Origin of the sequence: Delftia sp. WSY_10 (assembly GCF_043104705.1) — a bacterium.
GTDB lineage: Bacteria > Pseudomonadota > Gammaproteobacteria > Burkholderiales > Burkholderiaceae_C > Comamonas > Comamonas tsuruhatensis.
In genome coordinates, this window is sequence record NZ_JBICKY010000057.1 from 322,832 (window position 1) to 343,112 (window position 20,281).

The following is a 20,281-nucleotide window of genomic DNA, read 5'->3' on the forward strand; positions in this document are numbered from 1 at the left end:
GTCCTGTCCCATACAGGCCCGCCAACCCGGGCCGCACGCCAGGACACCGCCATGCAAATGACACCGCTGATCGCCATCCACATGAGTGCCGCCCTCGGGGCCACGGCCACGGGTGCCATCGCCCTGCTGGCACGCCGCCAGGCCGCCGCCCATCCCCGCCTGCACCGCGCGGCCGGCCATGCCTTCGTCACGCTCATGGTCTGCGCGGCGGTGTCCGCCTGCTTCATCCGCGACTACCGCCTGCCCAACTGGGGCGGCTACACGCCCGTCCACCTGCTGGTGCCGCTGACCTTTGCCGGCCTGGGCCGCTCGTTCTGGCACCTGTACCACGGCAACATCGCCGGCCACCGCAAGATCATGCGCAGCGTCTACATCGGCGCCTGCGTCGTGGCGGGCCTGTTCACCCTGCTGCCCGGTCGCTATCTGGGCGACCTGCTGTGGCAGCAGCTGGGCCTGGCCTGACGCCGCTTTCCTTCCCCCTGATGGAGAACTTCCCATGCGCACCCTCGATCCCCTTGATTCCCTTCATCCCCGCGATCCCTCTGCCCGCCACGACGACGATGCCCTGGAGCGCATGGCGCGCCGCCGCGCAGGCGCCAAGATGGGCTGGATGATCCACGCCAGCGTCTATGTGCTGGTCAACCTCGGGCTGGCGGCGCTGTCGCTGTCCCAGGGCAGGCACTGGGCCATCTTCCCGGCCCTGGGCTGGGGCCTGGGACTGGCCATCCACGGGGCCGTGGTCTGGCTGGCCCTGCCGGGCAACGGCTGGCACGGGCGCATGGTGGAGCGCGAGCGGCAGGCGCTGCAGTCACGCCAGGGCCGCGCCCGCTGAAACACGCCATGGGACTACCATTGCCCTCCATGCCCGACCCCGCATCCAACGCCACACGCCAGCCGGCCGCCCCTGGCCACATCGTGGAACGGACCACGCTGCTGCGCCACGGCATCGCGACGACCTCGGCCTGCGCCCTGATTGCCGCCGCATTCAGCCTGAGCAACCATGGCCGCTGGGACGTGAACCTCATCTACTCGCTGTCGATCGGCCTGACCAGCTGGCTCACCATCGAACTGGGCCGCTGGCGCCTGACGCGGGGCCAGGACATTCCCTGGCCCGGCGGCTGGCGCGGCGCCGCGCTGGTGGTGGCTGGCATCGTGACGGGGTTCGTGATCGGGTCGCTGATCGGCACGGCCTACAGGCAGTGGGCCGATCCCGATGCCAGCACGGCCCTGATGCACCGGCTGTGGATACCGCTGGCCGTCACCATCGTCGCCAGCACGGTGATGTCGCTGGCCTTCTTCCTGCTGGGCTACTCGCGCCACCTGCAGATGCAGGCCGAGCAGGCCCGCCGCCAGGCGGCCGAGGCGCGACTGACCCTGCTGCAGGCCCAGCTGGAGCCGCACATGCTGTTCAACACCCTGGCCAACCTGCGCGTGCTGGTGGCCAGCGACCCGCAGCGCGCCCAGGCCATGCTGGACCATCTGATCGCCTACCTGCGCGCCACGCTGGGCGGCTCGCGCAGCACCGAGCATGCGCTGGCCGAGGAATTCGCGCGCCTGCGCGACTACCTGGCGCTGATGTCCATCCGCATGGGCCCGCGCCTGCAATACACGCTGGACCTGCCCGAGGACCTGGGCCAGGTGCCCGTGCCGCCGCTGCTGCTGCAGCCCCTGGTGGAAAACTGCATACGCCACGGACTGGAGCCCAAGCTGGAAGGCGGGCATATCGCCGTGCGCGCGCGCCGCATGGACGGCGGCCCGTTGGAGTTGACCGTGGCCGACAACGGCATGGGCCTGGACACCGGTGCGCCCGCCCTGCCCGGCAGCCGCTTCGGCACGGCCCAGCTGCGCGAGCGCCTGGCCAGCCGCTATGGCGACGCCGCGCACTTCGAACTGGCCGCCCTGCCCGAAGGCGGCACTCTGGCCAGAATCACCCTCAAATGCACCCCCTGAGTCGCTTCGCGCCTTCCCCCGTGTGCACGGCGCCCTCTCTCGCTTCGCGGGAGGGGAACGACACCCTCGGTGCGGGGCGGCCCTTCCTCGGTGCCCCTGAGTTGGGCCGCGCCAGTTTCATACGCTGTCGGCAATGCGCAAGTGAAATAGAAGACTGAAATGACCCACTCCCCCCGCGCCCTGATCGCCGAAGACGAACCCCTGCTGGCCGAGGACCTGCGCCAGGCCCTGGCCCGCGCCTGGCCCGAGCTGCAGATTGCCGCCATGGTGGGCGACGGCCTGAGCGCCAGCCGGCAGGCGCTGGCGCTGCAGCCCGATGTGCTGTTCTTCGACATCCGCATGCCGGGCCAGAGCGGCCTGGAGGCCGCTGCCGAACTGGCCGACGCCTGGCCAGAGGCGCAGCCGTTTCCCATCCTGGTCTTCGTGACCGCCTATGACCAGTACGCCATGGACGCCTTCGAGGCCCAGGCCGTGGACTACCTGCTCAAGCCCGTGCAGCCCGAGCGGCTGGCGCGCAGCGTGCAGCGCCTGCGCGAGCTGCTGGCCCAGCGCACGGCGGCCCCGGCCGGCGCTGCGCTGGCGCAGGCGCTGGAGCAATTGCGGCACCTGGCCGGTGCCACGGCCCCCGCCGCCACCGAGCCGCCGCTGCAGATGATCCAGGCCGGCGTGGGCACGCAGATCCAGATGGTGCCCGTGCACGACGTCGTCTACTTCGAGGCCGCCGACAAGTACGTGCGCGTGCTCACGGCATCACATGAGTACCTGGTGCGCACGCCGCTCAAGGAACTGCTGCCCCGGCTGGACGCCGAGGAATTCTGGCAGGTGCACCGTGGCACCGTGGTGCGCGCAGCCGCCATTGCCAGCGCCCAGCGCGACGAGGCCGGCCGGCTGTGGCTGCAGCTGCGCGAGCGAGCGGAGAAACTGGCCGTCAGCCGCCTCTACGCGCAGCGGTTCAAGGCGATGTAGGTGGCGATGTAGACGCCGGCTCCGTCAGCGCAGCGGCGGCTGATCGGGCAGGTCCAGCACGTCGTCCCAGGCCACGCCCTGCATCTCGTCCCAGTGGGCGACGATCACGCAGCGGGGGCCATGCCCGGCCACGGGGGCCGATTGCTGGCCAGCACGGTTGAGCCCTGCCAGCGTGCGCTGCACATGGTCGATCGATCCCCGGTCCAGCGCGGCCAGCGGCTCGTCGATCAGCAGCAGCGGCACGCCGCTGGACCAGCCCGCCGCCATCCACAGCTTGCGCAGGCTGCCCGTGGACAGGGCCAGCAGGGGCTTGTGCAGATGGGGCTCCAGGCCCAGGCCGTCGGCATGGGCCTGCCATGCCGCCTCGCTCCACGCCGGATGCAATTGCCGCTGGTCCTGCACCCATTCCTGCGCGGGCCGGGCGCGCTCGGCATTGGACAGCTCGGCGCGCGGGTCGCGCCAGAACAATGCAGGGCGCTGCGACGGGTCCGGCTGCTGCGGATATACCAGGCGCCCGCCCTGCAAGGGCAAATGGCCGGCCAGCGCCTGCAGCAGGCTGGTCTTGCCGCAGCCCTCGCCGCCGCGCACCAGGCACAGGCCCACGGGCCAGTCGTGCGAGGCGCCATCCCACAGCAGCAGGCCCGGCTGCCCGAAGCGCAGGGCCTGCGCGCTCACCATCGGCGGCGCCATCGATTGCTGTGCGGTGTCCATCTGAATGTCTTTCCGGTTCTGCGATGCGGGCGATTGTGCACGCGGCACAATGCCGGGCTTTCCCTTTTCCAACCACGCACTACGCATGCGGACCGCCACCATGACCCTCGACTACCTGGATTTCGACTACAGCGAAGACGACGAAGGCACGGGCTGCTGGGACGCCATGGCCAGCGTGCCCGCCACGCGCGTGCCGGCCCTGGCGGCCGAGGTGGAGCAATTGCTGGCCTGGGCGCACCGCCGCTTCAAGGGCCGGCGCGGCCCCATCGAGGAAGGCGGCGACTGGGACTACGAGCTGCAGGCCCAGGACGACGGCGGCCAGCCGCTGGACTGGCGCTTTGACGCAGCCACGGCGCGCCTGCAGTCCGTGGCGGCCGGGGATGGCCGCACCACGGTGAACCTGTCGATCAGCGGCAGCGCGGCCTTCGGCGAAGCATTGCGCCAGGCCTTCGAGCTGCAGGACTGAACATCAGCGCGCGACAGCCTGCGGCCCCTGCGCGGACACCGGCCCCAGCGGCTCCCAGCGCCCGGCCACGTTCTTGAGCAAGGTGTTGACGGCGGCAAGGCGCCGGTTGCGCACATCGATCAGGCTGCGCCGCGCCGACAGCACCGTGGTCTGAGCGCTGAGCACATTCAGATAGGCCACCGTACCCGCGCGGTACTGGTTGTTGACGACATCCAGCGCCTTCTGCGCGGCGGCCACGGCCTCGATCTGCACTTGCTGCTCGCGCGCCAGGGCGGATGCGGTGACCAGGTTGTCCTCCACTTCCTGCAACGCCGTCAGCACGGTCTGGCGGTAAGTGGCGGCGGCCAGGTCCAGCGAGGCACGCGCCGACTCCACGGCCGCCGTGCGCGCGCCGCCGTCGAACAGCGCCAGCGCCAGCGACGGGCCCAGCGACCAGAACAGGTTGGGCGCACTCACCAGGTTGGACAGCGATGCACCCCGGTAGCCGGCCGTGGCCGACAGCGTGAGCGCCGGGAAGAAGGCCGCGCGCGCCACGCCCACCTGGGCATTGGCGGCGGCCACGCGGCGCTCGGCCGCAGCAATGTCGGGGCGCTGCTCCAGCAGTTGGGACGAGAGCATGGCCGGCACCTCGGGCGGCGGCGGCAGCTCGGCGCCGGCCTCCAGGCTGAAGGCGGCCGGCGGCAGGCCCAGCAGCGCGGCCAGGGCGTGCTCCAGCTGGGCGCGGCTGGTCTGCGCCTCGATGAGCTGGGCCTGGGTGCTTTTGTACTGCGCCTCGGCCTGGGCCACGTCGGCCGACGAGGCCACGCCCGCGCGGTAGCGGTTGTTGGTGAGCTTCAGGCTCTGCTCGTAGCTCTGCAGCGTTTCCTGCAGCAGCCGCACGCTGGCATCGGCCGCGCGCAGCGAGAAATAGGTCTGCGTGATCGATGCCTGGGCCGACAGGCGCGCGGCGGCCAGGTCGTCGCTGCTGGCCTGGGCGCTGGCCTGGCTGGCGCTGACCGTGCCCGACACGCGGCCCCACAGGTCCAGCTCCCAGCTGGCGTTCAGGCCCAGCGAGTAGTTGGTCGAGATGTTGCCGCTACTGCCGGTGTTGCCGCCCGTGCCTGATGCACCCGATGCACCCGATGCCCCGCCGCTGCGCGAGCGCGTGGCGCCGGCCGTGCTGCCCAGCGTGGGGAACAGCCCGGCCTGGCTGCTGGCCACGGCCGCCTGCGCGGCACGCAGGCGCGCGGCGGCCTGGGCAATGCTCTGGTTGCCGGTGGCGGCCTGCTGCTGCAGGCGGTTGAGCTGCTCGTCGCCGAACAGCTCCCACCAGTTGTCGGGCACTTGCGCACGCGACGGGTCCGCGGGCCGCCAGATGCCGGCCTCGGCCGCCTCGGGCGTGGCTTCCTTGAACTGGGCCGGCACCTCGAGTGCGGGGCGCTGGTAGGCGCTCTGCGTGGAGCAGCCGGCCAGCAGCGCGGCGGCCAGCCAGATCGCCGGGGTTTGGAGTGTCTTCAGCTGCATGGCCTTGGGCTTTCGGATTCGGTTCACTGGGGTGATGCGGCGGGCACAGGGGTGCCGCGGTCCTTGCCCTGCACGCGGCCACGCAGGCCCAAGGCACGCTGGCGCAGCCTGTCCAGCAGCACATAGACCACGGGCGTGGTGTAGAGCGTGAGCAGCTGGCTCAGCATCAGGCCGCCCACGATGGCAATGCCCAGCGGCTGGCGCAGCTCGGCGCCATCGCCCCGGCCCAGGGCCAGCGGCAGCGCGCCGCAGATGGCCGCCAGGCTGGTCATGAGGATGGGGCGCAGCCGCAGCTCGCAGGCGCGGTAGATGGCCTGGGCGGCCGTCGCATGGCCGCCGCGCTGCCGCTCCAGCGCGAAGTCGATCATCATGATGGCGTTCTTCTTGACGATGCCGATCAGCAATATCACCCCGATCAGCGCGATCAGCGAGAACTCCGTCTTGAACAGCATCAGCGCCATCAGCGCGCCCACGCCGGCCGAAGGCAGCGTGGACAGGATGGTCAGCGGATGCACCAGGCTCTCATAGAGCACGCCCAGCACCAGGTAGATGGTGATGATGGCCGCCAGGATCAGCAGCGGCTGCCCCGACAGCGCCTGCTGGAAGGCCCCGGCCGTGCCGCTGAAGCTGCCGCGCACCGACACGGGCACGCCCAGCTCGGCCACGGCCGCGCGGATGGCGTCGCTGGCATCCGACAGCGCCACGCCTTCGGCCAGGCTGAAGCTGATGGTGCTGGCCGGCGTGCCCCGGTCGTGGTTCACGGCCAGCGGCGTGTTGGTGGTGGTGATGCGCGCAAACGAGGTCAGCGGCACCTGCTCGCCCTGGTTGTTCACGAAGAAGAAGCCGCGCAGCGTCTCGGGGCTTTGCAGGTAGCGCGGCGCGGCCTCCATCACCACGCGGTACTGGTTGAGCGGGTTGTAGATCACGCCCACCTGGCGCTGGCCGAAGGCGTTGTTGAGCGTGCCGTCGATCTGCGCCACCGTCAGCCCCAGGCGCGTGGCCGCGTCGCGGTCGATCACCAGCGAGGTCTGCAGGCCGAAGTCGGAGACATCGCTGTTGACGTCCGTGAGCTGGGGCAGCTGCGACAGCACCTGGCGGATGCGCGGCTCCCAGGTGCGCAGGTCCTGGATGTCGTCGGCCTGCAGCGTGTAGTCGTACGAGCCCGAGCTTTGCCGCCCGCCGATGCGGATATCGCTTTGCGTGACCATGAACAGCCGCGCGCCGGGCTCGTTCTTGAGCTTGTCGCGCAGGCGGTTGATCACCTCGTCGGACGATACCTTGCGCTCGGCCAGCGGCTTGAGCGACATGAACATGTTGGCCGCATTGCGCTGGCCCCCGCCCGTGAAGCCCGTCACGTACTCCACGGCCGGGTCTTCCTGCACGATGGACAGGAAGCGCTTGAGCCGCTGCTCCATGGCCTGGTAGGAGGTGGACTGGTCGGCCCGGATGAAGCCCATCACGCGGCCCGTGTCCTGGCTGGGCATGAAGCCCTTGTCGATGGCCATGTACAGGTGCACGTTCAGCGCCACCACGCCGGCCAGCACCAGCAGCACCAGCGGCTGGTGGCGCAGGCACCAGGCCAGGCTTGCGCGGTAGCCGGACATGGCACGCCGCTCGGCCCGGCCCACCCAGGCGCCGAAGCGGTCCCAGGCGCGGCCCATTGGCCCGCGCGGACGCGCCTGTGCAGCAGGCCGCTGCGGCCGCAGCAGCGCCGCGCACATCATGGGCGTGGTGGTCAGCGATACCACCATCGAGATCAGAATCGCCGCCGACATCACCACCGCGAACTCGCGGAAGAACCGCCCCACGATGCCGCCCATGAACAGGATGGGCACGAATACCGCGATCAGCGACAGGCTCATGGACACCACGGTGAACCCGATCTCGCGCGCCCCGTCCAGCGCCGCGCGCAGCGCGGTCTTGCCGCGCTCCATGTGGCGCATCACGTTCTCCAGCACCACGATGGCATCGTCCACCACAAAGCCTGTGGCCACGGTCAGCGCCATCAGCGACAGGTTGTCCAGCGTATAGCCGGCCAGGTACATCACGCCGAACGTGCCCGCCAGCGACACCGGCACGGCCACGGCCGGAATCAGCGTGGCCCGGCCATTGCGCAGGAACAGGAACACCACCAGGATCACCAGCGCCACGGCGATCAACAGCGCCCGTTCCACCTCCACCACCGAGGCACGCAGCGTAGGCGTGCGGTCGGACACGATGGTCAGATCGATGGCCTCGGGAATGGACGCCTTGAGCTGCGGCAGCAAAGAACGTACGCGCGCCACGGCCTCCAGGATGTTGGCATCGGGCTGCTTGAAGATCTGCAGCAGGATGGCGGGCTTGCCATTGGCCACGCCGTAGTTGCGCACGTCCTGCACCGAATCCGTGACATCGGCCACGTCCTGCAGCCGGATCGCATTGCCATTGCTCCAGCGCAGCACCAGCGGCGCATAGTCGGCCGCCACGCGGGCCTGGTCATTGGCGGTCACCTGCCAGTAATGGTCCTCGCGCTCCACCGCGCCCAGCGGGCGGTTGGCATTCGTGGCCGAAATGGCGGTACGCACCTGGTCCAGCGACACGCCATTGGCCGCCAGCTTCACCGGGTCCAGCTCCACGCGCACGGCCGGCAGCGCCCCGCCGCTGATGGACGCCTGGCCCACGCCCTCCACCTGCGAGAGCTTCTGCGCCAGCACGGTGGACGCCGCGTCATACATCTGCCCGCGCGTCAGCGCGCTGGACGTCAGCGCCAGGATCATGATCGGCGCATCGGCCGGATTCACCTTGCGATACGTAGGATTGCCCGGCATGCCCGAAGGCAGCAGCGTGCGCGCTGCATTGATGGCGGCCTGCACATCGCGCGCCGCGCTGTCCACCGTGCGCGACAGATCGAACTGCAGCGTGATGCGCGTACTGCCCAGGCTGGAGCTGGACGTGATCTCATTGACCCCCGCAATCGCCCCCAGCGCCCGCTCCAGCGGCGTCGCCACCGTCGCCGCCATCGTGTCGGGGCTTGCACCCGGCAGGCTGGCCGACACCGAAATCGTCGGATAGTCCACCTGCGGCAGCGGCGCCACCGGCAGCAGGAAATACGACACCGCCCCCGCCAGCGCCAGGCCGATGGTCATCAGCATGGTGGCAATGGGCCGGAAGATGAACGGCGCCGAGAGATTGGACAGCTGGCTCATGATCCAGCCCCAAAAACCCCAGGCCGAGCGAAGCGATGGCCCATCCCCCCGCCTCCCCCCCTCTGCCCACGCCTGCGTTGGGCGCGATGCGGGGTGGCAAGCCTGCCGAAGGACAGGCTTGCTTCGTCATCTGACTTGCCGCAGTTGTCTGAGCGGCGCGCGAAGCGCAAAGCGAGTTCTGCGGCACACCCCGCATCGTGCCCAACGCAGGTTGCCCGCAGCGAAGCGAAGGGTCGTGGGCAGTGGGGGCGCATTTCTTTGCCTACTTTCTTGCTGCGAGGCAAGAAAGTAGGTCGGCCGCCGGGCCGAGACCCGGCCAGCGGCGCCAGCCAAGACAAGAGCACAAGCTCAGGCATGAACGCTCTCCCGAGAGGAACGATCCCGCCACCTCTGCGCCCACCCCTCAAACGTCAAATAAATCACAGGCGTAGTGAACAGAGTCAACAACTGACTCACCAGCAAGCCCCCCACCAACGTCACCCCCAACGGATGCCGCAACTCACTGCCCACCCCCGTCCCCAGCATCAACGGCAAGGCCCCCAGCAAAGCCGCCAAGGTCGTCATCAGGATAGGCCGGAACCGCAGCAGGCAGGCCTGGTAGATGGCCTCGCGCGGCGTATGCCCCTCCTCGCGCTGCGCCTCCAGCGCGAAGTCGATCATCATGATCGCGTTCTTCTTGACGATGCCGATCAGCAGCACGATGCCGATGATGGCGATGATGTCCAGGTCCAGCCCCGCCAGCAGCAGGGCCAGCAGCGCGCCCACGCCGGCCGAGGGCAGCGTGGACAGGATGGTCACCGGGTGGATGGTGCTCTCATAGAGCACGCCCAGCACGATGTACATGGTGATCACCGCCGCCAGCACCAGCAGCAGCGTGTTGGACAGCGAGGCCTGGAAGGCCAGGGCCGCGCCCTGGAAGGCAGCGTCCACCGACAGCGGCATATGGCCCTCCGTGCGCAGCTGGGCCATCAGGTCCTGCACGGCCTTGACGGCATGGCCCAGCGACACGCCGGGCGCAGTGTTGAACGAGATGGTGGCGGCCGGCAGCTGGCCCACATGGTTCACGGCCAGGGCCATGGGCCGCTCGCTGACCGTGGCCACCGAGGACAGCGGCACGGGCGCGCCCGCGCTGGAGGCCACATAGATGGCCTGCAGCGACTCGGGCCCGATCTTGAACTGCGGCGCCACCTCCAGCACCACGCGGTACTGGTTGGACTGCGTGAAGATGGTGGAGATCAGCCGCTGGCCGAAGGCGTTGTACAGCGCCGTGTCGATGGCCGCGACCGTCACGCCCAGCCGGCTGGCCTGGGCCCGGTCGATCTGCACGAAGGCCTGCAGGCCCTGGTTCTGCAGGTCGCTGCCCACGTCCACCAGCTCGGGCAGGTCGTGCATGCGCTCGACCAGGGCCTGGGTGCTGGTGGTCAGCTGCGCCATGTCGGGCGAGGACATCAGCAGCTGGTACTGGGTGCGCGCCACGCGGTCCTCGATGGTCAGGTCCTGCACGGGCTGGGCGTACAGGCGTATGCCCGGGATCTGCAGCGCATCGTCGGACAGGCGGCGCAGCACGGCGGGCACGCCATCGCGCTGGCCATGGGGCTTGAGGTCGATCAGCAGCCGGCCCGTGTTCAGCGTGGTGTTGCTGCCATCGACGCCGATGAAGGACGAGATGCTCTGCACGGCCGGGTCCTTGAGCAGCAGCTCGGCCAGGGCCTGCTGGCGCTCGGCCATGGCGGCAAACGAGATGGACTGGTCGGCCTCGGTCGTGGCCTGGATGGTGCCCGTGTCCTGGTCCGGGAAGAAGCCCTTGGGCACGGCAAAGTACAGCAGCACGGTCACGGCCAGCGTGGCCAGGAAGACGATCCATGTCAGGCCCCGGCGGTCCAGCACCCAGGTGAGGATGCGGCCGTAGCCGGCGATGGTGCGGTCGAAGAAACGGCCCGTGGCGTGGTACAGGCGGCCATGCCGTTCTTCCTGGGCCCCTTCGGGCTGGTGGCGCAGCAGCCGCGCGCACAGCATGGGCGTGAGCGTCAGCGAGACCACGGCCGAGATCAGGATGGCCACCGCCATGGTGATGGCGAACTCGTGGAACAGCCGCCCCACCACGTCGCCCATGAACAGCAGCGGGATCAGCACGGCGATCAGCGAAATCGTCAGCGAGATGATGGTGAAGCCGATCTGCCTGGCGCCCTTGAGCGCGGCCTGCATGGGCGGCTCGCCCTTTTCCACGAAGCGCGCGATGTTCTCGATCATAACGATGGCATCGTCCACCACGAAGCCGGTGGAGATCGTCAGCGCCATCAGCGTGAGGTTGTTGATGGAAAAACCGGCCAGGTACATCACGCCGAAGGTGCCGATCAGCGACAGCGGCACGGCAAAGCTCGGTATCAGCGTGGCCGAGGCGCTGCGCAGGAAGACGAAGATCACCGCCACCACCAGGGCGATGGCCAGCATCAGCTCCAGCTGCATGTCGTTGACCGAGGCGCGGATGGTCACCGTGCGGTCGGTCAGCACCTGCACGTCCAGCGAGGCCGGCAGCGTCTCCTTGAGCTGGGGCAGCAGCGCCTTGATGCGGTCCACCGTCTCGATCACGTTGGCGCCGGGCTGGCGCCGGATGTTGAGGATCACGCCCGCGCGCGAGCCACCCTCGGGCGTGCCGGCCCAGGCGGCCAGGCGCGTGTTCTCGGCATCGTCCACGGTCTGGGCGATGTCGGACAGGCGCACGGGCAGGCCGTTCTTGAAGGCGATGATGAGGTTGCGGTACTCGGCCGCCGACTGCAGCTGGTCGTTGGCATCGATGGTGGAGGCGCGCGCCGGGCCGTCGAAGCCGCCCTTGGCCTGCTTGACGTTGGCGGCGGCGATGGCGGTGCGCACATCGTCCAGCGTCATGCCCAGGCCGGCCAGCGCCGTCGGGTTGGCCTGGATGCGCACGGCGGGCCGGCGACCACCCGCAATCGCCACCAGCCCCACGCCGTTGACCTGCGAGAGCTTGGGCGCCAGGCGGTTCTCCACCAGGTCATTGACGCGGATCACCGGCAGCGAGGGCGAGGTGATGGCCAGCGTGAGGATGGGCGCATCCGCCGGATTGACCTTGCTGTACAGCGGGGGCATGGGCAGGTCGCTGGGCAGCAGGTTGGCACCCGCGTTGATGGCGGCCTGCACCTGCTGCTCGGCCACGTCCATGGCCATGTCCAGCGCAAAGCGCAGCGTGATCACCGAGGCGCCGCCCGAACTGGTGGACGACATCTGCGACAGCCCCGGCATCTGGCCGAGCTGGCGCTCCAGCGGCGCGGTGACGTTGGAGGTCATCACGTCGGGGCTGGCGCCCGGGTACAGCGTGGTGACCTGGATGGTGGGGTAGTCCACCTCGGGCAGGGCCGAAATCGGCAGCAGCCGGTAGGCCAGCAGGCCGGCGATCAGCACCGCCACCATCAGCAGCGAGGTGGCGACGGGTCGCAGGATGAAGATGCGGGAAAGATTCATGGGGCCGCCTGGAAGGGCTTGCGGTCTTCAGGTGCCGGGCGCTGCTCAGCGCCCGGCAGGAGCGGGAGCCGCTGGAGCCGCCGGAGCGGCAGACGCCGGGCCGGGCGATGGCTGGGGCGAGCCCGGTGACGGCGCAGGTGCCTGGGATGCAGGCGCGGAACCTTCGGCGGCCGGTGCGCCGCTGCCGGCGCCATTGCTGCCGCCACTGTTGCCACCGCCATTGCCGCCATTGCGCAGCCCACCGCGCTCGGCGCGCAGCTTCTGCAGGTAGGCCTTGCGCTCGTCGGGGTTCATGGTCGCCAGCTTGGCGCGCACATCGGGCGGCAGATTGCGCATGCCGCGCGGCTGGCTGGAGGCGTCCTGCACGGCCTGGTCCACCTTCTGCACCTTGTCGGGCTCGATCACCGTGACCTTGGCGCCTTCGCGCAGGCGGTCAATGCCATCGACCACCACCTGCTCGCCAGGCTTGAGTTCGCCCTTGACGCTGACGCGGTCGCCATCGGTCACGCCCACGGCGATGCGCCGCTGCGTCACCGTGCCATCCTCCTGGACCAGATAGACGTAGTTGTTCTGCACGGCCGTGGTCGGCACGGTCAGCGCCTGCTCCAGCCGGTCCACTTCCAGCCTGACGTTGACGAACTGGTTGGCGAACAGCCGGCCCTCGGCATTGTCGAAGGCGGCCTTGGCCTTGATGGTGCCGGTGGCGATGTCGATGCTGTTGTCCACCGCATTCAGCCGGCCGCGCCCCAGCTGCTGCTTGAGGTCCCGGTCCCACAGCTCCACGGGCAGCTCGCGGCCCTCGGCCAGGCGCCGCGCCAGCGTGCCCACATGCGCCTCGGGCACGGAGAACACCGCATCGATGGGCTTGACCTGGGTGATGGTGACGATGCCGTTGGCATCCGAAGGGTTGACCACATTGCCCCGGTCCGCCTGGCGCAGGCCCAGCCGGCCCGCAATGGGCGCCGTGATGCGCGTGTAGCTCAGTTGCAGCCTGGCCGCATCGGCCTGGGCCTGGTCGGCGGCCACCGTGCCCTGGTACTGGCGCACCAGCGCAGCCTGGGTATCGACCTGCTGGCCGGCAATGGAATCCTGGGCCTGCAGCTCCTTGTAGCGCTGCAGGTCCAGCTGGGCGTTCTTGAGCAGCGCCTGGTCGCGCTGCAGCGTGCCCTGGATCTGGTTGAAGCTGGCCTGGAAGCTGCGCGGATCGATCTCGGCCAGCAGCTGGCCGGCCTTGACCTCGTCGCCTTCCTTGAAATGCAGGCGCAGCAACTCGCCCGACACCTTGGCGCGCACCACGGCCGTGGCGCGAGGGTTCATGGTGCCGATGGCGCTGATCAGCACGCGCATGTCGCGCCGCTCCACCACGCCCACGGACACCGGCTGCGCCTGGGCACCCATGGCGCCGGGGCCGCCAGGTCCACCCGGGCCGCCGGGGCCGCGCCGGCCGCCTCCCGCACGCCCGCCACCCGGGCCGGGCGCACCGGCCGAGGCCTGCTCGCCCTGCGCCGGCGCACGCTTGTTCCACCACCACAGCCCGCCCCCCGCCACCAAGGCCAATGCCATCACGCCCCACATCAGGGCAGGCCGTATCCGGCCACATTGGCGTACGCCGTGGGCATCTGCAACAAGGGGGCTGCTGGACAGGCGTTTCATGGTCACTGCGGGAAATCGTGGGAGGAAGCCGTGGGCCCGGCCCCGGAACGGGGCACGGCGGCGGATGCGGCTATGGTAGCCAGTCCCATGCTCTCCAAAACGAGGCAGATCGCCGTTTTACGCAGGCATTACCCCCGCTTTACCCCGGCTTTACCCGCCCTGGCCAGAGCGTTTTCGGAAACAGGTCGGCCACCCGTCGGCAGGGCCTCAGACAGGGCACGGCGCTCACAACACTGTTGACTCAGGCACGGCCAATGCGGGGCGCATCGGCCGAAAAGTCCATTGAAAACAAGGCATTGCACCCCAGCCCGGCGCAGGTCGCGCCTGTCACCCCGTTGGACTGCACCCCGCGCTTGTGGCTACGATGCGCGGCCGCCGGCCTGCAGGCGCAGGCCGCCATCCATCCGTCCCAGGAGAACACCATGACGACTGCCAACCCACGCCTGACCGACCACCCCGAAGAAGCCGCCGTGCGCGTGCCGCTGGAGCTGTACATGCGCGGCCATGCCGAGGACAACAGCGCCCACATGCGCGCCGCCTTCATGCCCACCGCCCGCATCGAAAGCGTGCGCGAAGGCCCGCTGACCTCCTGGGACATCGACACCTACTGCGCCCGCTTCAAGGGCCAGCCCGCCGCCGACGAGGCCACGCGCCGCCGCAGCATCGACGCCATCGACATCGGCGGCACGGCGGCCAGCGCCAAGATCACCCTGGTGCACGGCGCCATCACCTTCATCGACTACTTCGTGCTGCTCAAGACCGAGGCCGGCTGGAAGATTGCCAACAAGGCCTTCCATGCCCAGCCGCACTGACATCACCAGGGCTTGACATGAGCCAGCAGGCCGTAGGTCAGCGCACCAGCCAAGGTCGGCATGGCAATGCCTTTACGCACCAGGCGTGCGAGGCAGATGGCCAGCAAAGCCACGGAGATCACGGCCACCTGCCCCCAGCGGACATCGCTGACCAACAGCCCCCAGGTTGACACCACGAACAGGGCAGCGATGGCGGCGGGCCCGACACCCGCCAGCCACCTCTGCACCTTCCGGGACGCCCGTGCAGAGTGCCCTCTGCGGCGTGCCTGCCACAACGGCAACCAGCGCAGGCCAAAGGTGCCGGCACCGCACAACAGCAAGATCCAGAATGTGTACGACATGGTGATCAGCCCCTATCGGCCGTGGCCGCATGCGCCAGCGCACCGCACAGGATCGCCAGCGCCAGTGCGTGGTAGCCCGGAATGAAGCAAACCAGCACCGCGGCGACCACGGCGGCCGTGAGCACCGCACGCCACCAGCGCAGCACCCCCGCCTCCAGCAGCAGCGCAAAGAACAATGCCGGCAGAACGAAGGCCAGCCCCTCGCGGACGGCTGCCGGCCACCGATCCACCTCGCCCACCAGCGTCACCCCCATCACCGTGCCGCCCACCCAGGCCGCGTAGGCGCCAAGTTGCAGGCCCAGAAACCAGTGCTCGCGCTCGGCCTCTGGCACGCCCTGCATCTTGCTCATGGCGGTGGCAAACACCTCATCGGTCAGGCCAAAGGCCAACCAGGGCGTGGCCAGGCGCTGCCGCGGCCCCAGCACCACCTGCAGGGCCGGGCCATACAGCACATGCCGCGCATTCATCAACAGCACCGTGGGCAAAGCGGTCCACAGCCCGGCTCCCGAAGCCAGCAACGAAATCAGCAGGAACTGGCTGGCTCCGGCATAGACCAGCACGGAAGCCATCACGGCAATGGATGGAGCAAGACCCGCCTGAACGGCCGCCACGCCAAAGGAAAAAGCAATCGGCAGATAGCCTGTTGCCACGGAGAGGCTGGCGGTCAGGCCGGCAGCCAGCGGACGAGCGCCGCTCACGCCGCGCCTCCGAACCCTTTCGCCACAGGATTGCCGACAATCGTGCCGGGCAAGCCGGCCTCATTCCCAGCCAAACACATGATCGCCTCCCTCTATGAAAGAAGATCGATCAATATAGCGCCTCGACTCCCGTCACTGCAGCCCCATGCCACCCGCCTGCGGCGCCCCGTCTAACCCACCCCGCACACCAGGGGCGTGATGCCCTCGGGCCCGTCATCCTCCAGCGGCTGCGGGGGCTGGGCTGCGGCGAGCTTGCCTTCTTCCACGGTCATGCCGCGCGGCAGGGCCACGCCGTTCTTGGCGGCCAGGACCTCGGCCATGATGCTGACGGCGATTTCGGGAGGCGTCTTGCTGCCTATGTACAGGCCGATGGGGCCGCGCAGGCGCGCGAGCTGCGCGTCGCCCAGGCCGAAGTGCTCGCTCAGGCGCTGCAGGCGCAGCGCGGTGTTGCGGCGCGAGCCGATGGCGCCGACGTAGAAGGCCGGGGATTCCAGGGCTTCCATGAGGGCCAGGTCGTCGAGCTTGGGGTCGTGCGTGAGGCCGATGATGCAGGTGCGCGCATCGGCGCGCATGGTGCGCACGAGGTCGTCGGGCATCTCGCGCGACAGCTGCACGCCGGCCACGCTCCAGTGGCGGCTGTATTCCTCGCGCGGGTCGCAGACGGTGACCGCAAAGCCGTTGAACAGCGCCATGGTGGCCAGGTATTCGGACAGCTGGCCTGCGCCGATGAGCAGCATGCGGTACTCGGGACCGAAGCTGTTGGCGACCTGCTGCCCGGCATGCACCAGCGGCTCGGGTGCGTCGCTAACCTGCTGGGCGACCTGGCCCGTGGCCTTGTCCACGGTGCGCCGCACCATGCGGCCTTCGTCCAGCCATTGCACAAGTTGCTGCAGCGCAGCAGCGTCGGGATTGAATTCGAGCAGCAGCTCCAGCGTGCCGCCGCAGGGCAGGCCGAAGCGGTGGGCCTCGTCGGCGCTGACGCCGTAGCGCAGCAGCCGGGGCGCGCCGTCGCGCAGGGCGTCGGCGTCCGAGGCGTGGCTGTAGCGGGCGATCAGGTCGTCCTCGATGCAGCCGCCGGACACGGAGCCGACCACGGCGCCCGAGGCCCCCAGCGCCATGATGGAGCCGATGGGCCGGGGCGACGAGCCCCAGGTACGCACTACCGTGGCCAGCAGCGCGCGCTCGCCCTGAGCGCGCCATTGCGCGAGGTGGCGCAGAACATGAACATCCAGGTTTTCCATTGCAAATCTCCACGCCGGCACCTGGCTTGCCTGTGCAGCTGGGCGCCTGGCGCTTTTCGGCGGCTATTGTCTCTCTGCATCAAGAAGGGTGCAGCAGCATGTAAAAAGGGCTTGGTAGCGCAGGGCGAAGCATAGAAGCCACAACAAATCTGAGGCCAGAGACGCCGAGCAAGAGCCGCCTCGCGGCGAGGGCGTCGTCCCCCTCCCGCGAAGCGAGAGAGGGGGAAGCGGCGCAGCCGCTCAGGGGGAGCGCCCTAGTACCGCGAAAGCAGCCAGCCGGCGCCCAGGACGACGACGATGGCCAGCCCCCAGCACCACAGCGGGATGGCGCGGCGCGAGCGTTCCTCGGCCTCGGTGGCCGGTGCGGCATCCAGCGGCGTGGCCACGCCGGCTGCGGCGTCGTGCTCCCAGGCCTGGGCGTCCACGGTGGGCTCGATGTGGCCGGTTTCATCGGCCAGGCCGGCAGGCAGGTGGGACAGGTCGGCGGTGTCGCCTGCATCGGCAGGCGCTGCCGGCGCGCGCGGGTGGCGCTGCTGCATCAGCGTATCGAATCGTGCGAAGAAGTCGTCGGCCATGTTGCGCGCGGCGCCGTCGATCAGCCGCTGGCCCAGCTGGGCGATCTTGCCGCCGACCTGGGCCTGCACGCTGTAGCTGAGCAGGCAGCGCGGCTGGCCTGCGGCGTCAGCGGGCTCGGGAGTGAGGGTGACGTCGGCCTCGCCCTTGCCGAAGCCGGCCACGCCGCCCTGGCCTTCAAAGGCGATGCGGTAGCGCTCGGGCGGCGTGATGTCGGACAGCGTGACCTTGCCGCTGAACTTGGCCGATACCGGCCCCACCTTGACCGCCATGCCCACGGCGTACTGGTCATCGCCCTGGGGTTCGAAGCGGTCGCAGCCGGCCAGGCAGGCCTTGAGCGTTTCGGGATCGTTGAGCGCCTCCCAGGCCTGCTGCTGGCTGACGGCGAGGGAACGGCTGGCTTGCATTTCCATGGCAATTCCTTTCTGCGATGGGGGTGGCCGCAAGCGGCTCAGCGGCCTGGCGCCGCCAGCAGCCGCGCCAGGTGACCGGCCAGTTGCTGCAGCGATTCCAGGTTGTGTACCGCAAGCATGGCATGGGCATGACGATGCAGCACGGCCGCCCCCTGGGCCAGTGGGGCATACCCGTCAAAGCTCAGCAGCGGGTTGAGCCACAGCAGCCGCGCGCTGTGGCGGCGCAGCCAGGCCAGTTCGCGGTCCAGCTCGGCGGCATCGCCGGTGTCCAGGCCGTCGCTGATGATGAGCACCAGGGTGCGCCGGCCCACCAGGCCTGAAACCCGGTGGCGCGCATGCAGGCGGCGCAGTTCGCCCAGGCTGCTGCCCAGGCGCGTGCCGCCGCCAAAGTCGGCAATGGCGGCGTTGGCGCGCTCGAGCATGGCGTCGGTGTCGGCCTGGGCAAAGGCCGGGCCCAGGTCGCGCAGCTCGGTGCCGAAGCTGAAGACCTGGCGGCGCAGGCCCGCATGGCGCTGCGTGCTGGTGGCCGCGTGCAGGAAGGCCAGCAGCAGCCGCGCATAGCGCTCCATGGAGCCCGAGACATCGACCAGGGCCAGCCAGGGCAGCGGCAGGCGCCGCCGTTCGCGCCGCAGCAGCTGCAGCATTTCGCCGCCGTGGCGCGATGCCGCACGCAGGCTGGCAGCCCAGTCGGGCACCGCGCCGCGCTGGCCGGTGCGCGTGCGGCGGCTGCGGTAGCGGGGCAAGGGAAGGGCAATGTCCCGGGCCAGGCGCTGCACCAGCAGGTATTCGCTGGCGCTGAGCTGGTTGAAGTCGGCATGGCGCAGGCGGTGGCGCTCGCTGGCCGTCATGGCGGCGTCCAGCTTCAGCTCTTCATCGACGGCGGCCCTGCCCTCGCCTGCCTGGCGGGGCGACAGGGCTTCCTGCACGCGCGGGCGGTGGCGCGGCGCGGACGGCCGGGGCGCCTGCGGCAGCAACTGGGCCAGCAGTTGCCGGGCCACATCGGGATTGCGGAAGTAGGCGTCGAACAGTTCGCGGAACACGGCGCGGTCCTGGGCGTTGCTCACAAATACGGCCTCCAGCGCTGCGGCCATGTCCTCGCGCGCCAGGCCGACCAGGGACAGGGCCTGCTGGGCCAGCGCCATGCGCCCGCCATCCACGGGCACGCCCGCGCGGCGCAGCGCACGCGCAAAGCCGACCAGGTTGCCTGCCAGCTTGCCGCTGCGCGCATCGCCCAGCCAGCTGGTGCGCTCGCCCCCATCGGCGGCACCGGCGGCACCGGCTGCACCAGCCGTCACGGCGCGGGCTCCGGCGCCAGCAGTTGCTGCAGCCGCTCGGGCGTGAGCGCGGCCACGTCCTCGCGCTGCTTGAAGAGGATGCCGGCCGTGTCGTGCACGACTTCGGGATCGACCACCAGGGTGTCCAGCGCCACCAGGGCCTTGGCCCATTCCACGCTTTCGGCAATGCCGGGCACCCGCTGGAAGGCGTCGGCAAAGGGCTGGCTGCGCAGCCGCCCCACGAAGCTCGCCACCTGGGCCGTCAGGACCTGCCCGGCCCCAGGTACCAGGGCGCGCACGATGGCCAGCTCGCGCTCGCGCCCGGGATAGTCCAGCCAGTGGTAGAGGCAGCGGCGCTTGACGGCGTCGTGCAGGTCGCGCGTGCGGTTGCTGGTGAGCACGGTCACGGGCGGCACGCGTGCCGCCACCGTGCCCAGCTCGGGAATGCTGACCTGGTACTCGCCCAGGTACTCCAGCAGGAAGGCCTCGAAGGGCTCGTCGGCGCGGTCGATCTCGTCGATCAGCAGCACGGCGCCGGGCTCGGGCTGCTGCAGGGCCTGCAGCAGCGGGCGGCTTACCAGGTAGCGCTCCTGGTAGACCTCCTGCTCTGCGCGCTGCAGTCGGTCCTGCTGCGGTGCGGCCGCGGGCTGCGCCGAAGCCAGCTCGGCCGCGCGCAGGTGCAGCAGCTGGGCCGCGTAGTTCCATTCATACAGCGCCTCGCGCTGCTCCATGCCGTCATAGCACTGCAGCCGGATCAGGCGGCGCTCCAGCACGCGCGCCAGCGCCTGGGCCAGCGCGGTCTTGCCCACGCCGGGCTCGCCCTCCAGCAGCAGCGGCCGCTGCAGCCGCAGGGCCAGGAAGACGGCCGTGGCCAGGCGCCGGTCGGCGAAATAGCCTTCGGCCTGCAGCGCGGCGACCAGGGCGTCTATGGAGGCAATGGCTTGCTCGGGAACCTTCATTCAGTCCTTATCCAATCGTCATGGAACTGCGCTTCGTCTGCGCTGCGCAAAACTGG

At 69.8% G+C, this 20,281-nt stretch carries 17 protein-coding genes; 6 read left to right on the forward strand and 11 right to left on the reverse strand.

Annotation, left to right across the window (positions count from 1 at the left end):
- Positions 1 to 51 precede the first annotated feature (51 nt).
- From ACF8ML_RS27340 to ACF8ML_RS27355, 4 genes are all read left to right on the forward strand, one after another.
- On the forward strand, positions 52 to 462 hold the full coding sequence (locus ACF8ML_RS27340) for a DUF2306 domain-containing protein (RefSeq protein WP_016454691.1): 411 nt from the start codon (positions 52 to 54) through the stop codon (positions 460 to 462).
- Between the two features lie 34 nt (positions 463 to 496).
- The gene (locus ACF8ML_RS27345; protein ID WP_392408510.1) at positions 497 to 832 is read left to right on the forward strand and encodes a 2TM domain-containing protein; all 336 of its coding nucleotides are present in this window, start codon (positions 497 to 499) and stop codon (positions 830 to 832) included.
- 29 nt (positions 833 to 861) lie between these two features.
- Complete coding sequence (locus tag ACF8ML_RS27350) at positions 862 to 1,950, forward strand: sensor histidine kinase (protein ID WP_043792493.1); 1,089 nt, start codon at positions 862 to 864, stop codon at positions 1,948 to 1,950.
- Positions 1,951 to 2,109: 159 nt separating this feature from the next.
- Positions 2,110 to 2,916, forward strand: coding sequence for a LytR/AlgR family response regulator transcription factor (locus ACF8ML_RS27355; protein WP_392408511.1), 807 nt, complete (start codon positions 2,110 to 2,112; stop codon positions 2,914 to 2,916).
- A gap of 24 nt (positions 2,917 to 2,940) precedes the next feature.
- On the opposite strand, the gene ACF8ML_RS27360 is transcribed toward ACF8ML_RS27355, so the two are convergent.
- Positions 2,941 to 3,714, reverse strand: a complete 774-nt coding sequence (locus ACF8ML_RS27360) for an ATP-binding cassette domain-containing protein (RefSeq protein WP_392408512.1) — start codon at positions 3,712 to 3,714, stop codon at positions 2,941 to 2,943.
- A gap of 13 nt (positions 3,715 to 3,727) precedes the next feature.
- Here ACF8ML_RS27360 and ACF8ML_RS27365 point away from each other — a divergent pair, with 13 nt between their 5' ends.
- The gene (locus ACF8ML_RS27365; RefSeq protein WP_016454686.1) at positions 3,728 to 4,093 is read left to right on the forward strand and encodes a hypothetical protein; all 366 of its coding nucleotides are present in this window, start codon (positions 3,728 to 3,730) and stop codon (positions 4,091 to 4,093) included.
- 3 nt (positions 4,094 to 4,096) lie between these two features.
- Here the strand turns inward: ACF8ML_RS27365 and ACF8ML_RS27370 are convergent, their stop codons facing one another.
- The 4 genes from ACF8ML_RS27370 to ACF8ML_RS27385 all read right to left on the reverse strand — a co-directional run bounded on the left by ACF8ML_RS27370 (position 4,097) and on the right by ACF8ML_RS27385 (position 13,914).
- Complete coding sequence (locus ACF8ML_RS27370; RefSeq protein ID WP_279495492.1) at positions 4,097 to 5,596, reverse strand: efflux transporter outer membrane subunit; 1,500 nt, start codon at positions 5,594 to 5,596, stop codon at positions 4,097 to 4,099.
- Positions 5,597 to 5,619: 23 nt separating this feature from the next.
- A complete protein-coding gene (locus ACF8ML_RS27375) occupies positions 5,620 to 8,781 on the reverse strand; it encodes a multidrug efflux RND transporter permease subunit (RefSeq protein WP_392408513.1) in 3,162 nt (1,053 codons plus the stop codon).
- A 348-nt stretch (positions 8,782 to 9,129) separates the two neighbouring features.
- Entirely contained in the window at positions 9,130 to 12,261 is a 3,132-nt protein-coding gene (locus ACF8ML_RS27380) for an MdtB/MuxB family multidrug efflux RND transporter permease subunit (RefSeq protein ID WP_392408514.1), read from the reverse strand.
- A gap of 45 nt (positions 12,262 to 12,306) precedes the next feature.
- Positions 12,307 to 13,914, reverse strand: coding sequence for an efflux RND transporter periplasmic adaptor subunit (locus ACF8ML_RS27385; protein WP_392408516.1), 1,608 nt, complete (start codon positions 13,912 to 13,914; stop codon positions 12,307 to 12,309).
- Between the two features lie 422 nt (positions 13,915 to 14,336).
- Between ACF8ML_RS27385 and ACF8ML_RS27390 the strand changes: the two genes are divergently transcribed.
- Positions 14,337 to 14,726 carry a nuclear transport factor 2 family protein gene (locus ACF8ML_RS27390; RefSeq protein WP_013803605.1) on the forward strand — a complete coding sequence of 130 codons (390 nt, stop codon included), beginning with the start codon at positions 14,337 to 14,339 and terminating at the stop codon, positions 14,724 to 14,726.
- Between the two features lie 2 nt (positions 14,727 to 14,728).
- Here ACF8ML_RS27390 and ACF8ML_RS27395 read toward each other — a convergent pair whose 3' ends face one another.
- The 6 genes from ACF8ML_RS27395 to ACF8ML_RS27420 all read right to left on the reverse strand — a co-directional run bounded on the left by ACF8ML_RS27395 (position 14,729) and on the right by ACF8ML_RS27420 (position 20,225).
- Positions 14,729 to 15,067 carry an AzlD domain-containing protein gene (locus tag ACF8ML_RS27395; protein ID WP_392408517.1) on the reverse strand — a complete coding sequence of 113 codons (339 nt, stop codon included), beginning with the start codon at positions 15,065 to 15,067 and terminating at the stop codon, positions 14,729 to 14,731.
- Between the two features lie 5 nt (positions 15,068 to 15,072).
- Positions 15,073 to 15,765, reverse strand: a complete 693-nt coding sequence (locus tag ACF8ML_RS27400; protein WP_338497474.1) for an AzlC family ABC transporter permease — start codon at positions 15,763 to 15,765, stop codon at positions 15,073 to 15,075.
- Positions 15,766 to 15,935: 170 nt separating this feature from the next.
- Complete coding sequence (locus ACF8ML_RS27405) at positions 15,936 to 17,006, reverse strand: XdhC family protein (RefSeq protein ID WP_016448919.1); 1,071 nt, start codon at positions 17,004 to 17,006, stop codon at positions 15,936 to 15,938.
- A 254-nt stretch (positions 17,007 to 17,260) separates the two neighbouring features.
- Complete coding sequence (locus ACF8ML_RS27410; RefSeq protein WP_016448920.1) at positions 17,261 to 17,992, reverse strand: CoxG family protein; 732 nt, start codon at positions 17,990 to 17,992, stop codon at positions 17,261 to 17,263.
- A 38-nt stretch (positions 17,993 to 18,030) separates the two neighbouring features.
- Positions 18,031 to 19,287 (reverse strand): VWA domain-containing protein, encoded by a 1,257-nt coding sequence (locus ACF8ML_RS27415; protein WP_392408519.1) that lies wholly within the window; start codon positions 19,285 to 19,287, stop codon positions 18,031 to 18,033.
- Positions 19,284 to 20,225 (reverse strand): AAA family ATPase, encoded by a 942-nt coding sequence (locus tag ACF8ML_RS27420; protein WP_392408520.1) that lies wholly within the window; start codon positions 20,223 to 20,225, stop codon positions 19,284 to 19,286. The genes ACF8ML_RS27415 and ACF8ML_RS27420 overlap by 4 nt, the downstream gene beginning before the upstream one ends.
- Positions 20,226 to 20,281 lie beyond the last annotated feature (56 nt).

Excerpts from the sequence above, each read along its gene's own strand:
- ACF8ML_RS27360 (WP_392408512.1), bottom strand. The coding sequence starts at position 3,714 with ATGCGTAGTGCGTGGTTGGAAAAGGGAAAGCCCGGCATTGTGCCGCGT.
- ACF8ML_RS27365 (WP_016454686.1), top strand. The coding sequence starts at position 3,728 with ATGACCCTCGACTACCTGGATTTCGACTACAGCGAAGACGACGAAGGC.
- ACF8ML_RS27385 (WP_392408516.1), bottom strand. The coding sequence starts at position 13,914 with ATGAAACGCCTGTCCAGCAGCCCCCTTGTTGCAGATGCCCACGGCGTA.
- ACF8ML_RS27340 (WP_016454691.1), top strand. The coding sequence starts at position 52 with ATGCAAATGACACCGCTGATCGCCATCCACATGAGTGCCGCCCTCGGG.
- ACF8ML_RS27380 (WP_392408514.1), bottom strand. The coding sequence starts at position 12,261 with ATGAATCTTTCCCGCATCTTCATCCTGCGACCCGTCGCCACCTCGCTG.
- ACF8ML_RS27405 (WP_016448919.1), bottom strand. The coding sequence starts at position 17,006 with ATGGAAAACCTGGATGTTCATGTTCTGCGCCACCTCGCGCAATGGCGC.
- ACF8ML_RS27420 (WP_392408520.1), bottom strand. The coding sequence starts at position 20,225 with ATGAAGGTTCCCGAGCAAGCCATTGCCTCCATAGACGCCCTGGTCGCC.
- ACF8ML_RS27370 (WP_279495492.1), bottom strand. The coding sequence starts at position 5,596 with ATGCAGCTGAAGACACTCCAAACCCCGGCGATCTGGCTGGCCGCCGCG.
- ACF8ML_RS27390 (WP_013803605.1), top strand. The coding sequence starts at position 14,337 with ATGACGACTGCCAACCCACGCCTGACCGACCACCCCGAAGAAGCCGCC.
- ACF8ML_RS27375 (WP_392408513.1), bottom strand. The coding sequence starts at position 8,781 with ATGAGCCAGCTGTCCAATCTCTCGGCGCCGTTCATCTTCCGGCCCATT.
- ACF8ML_RS27395 (WP_392408517.1), bottom strand. The coding sequence starts at position 15,067 with ATGTCGTACACATTCTGGATCTTGCTGTTGTGCGGTGCCGGCACCTTT.
- ACF8ML_RS27410 (WP_016448920.1), bottom strand. The coding sequence starts at position 17,992 with ATGGAAATGCAAGCCAGCCGTTCCCTCGCCGTCAGCCAGCAGCAGGCC.
- ACF8ML_RS27345 (WP_392408510.1), top strand. The coding sequence starts at position 497 with ATGCGCACCCTCGATCCCCTTGATTCCCTTCATCCCCGCGATCCCTCT.
- ACF8ML_RS27350 (WP_043792493.1), top strand. The coding sequence starts at position 862 with ATGCCCGACCCCGCATCCAACGCCACACGCCAGCCGGCCGCCCCTGGC.
- ACF8ML_RS27355 (WP_392408511.1), top strand. The coding sequence starts at position 2,110 with ATGACCCACTCCCCCCGCGCCCTGATCGCCGAAGACGAACCCCTGCTG.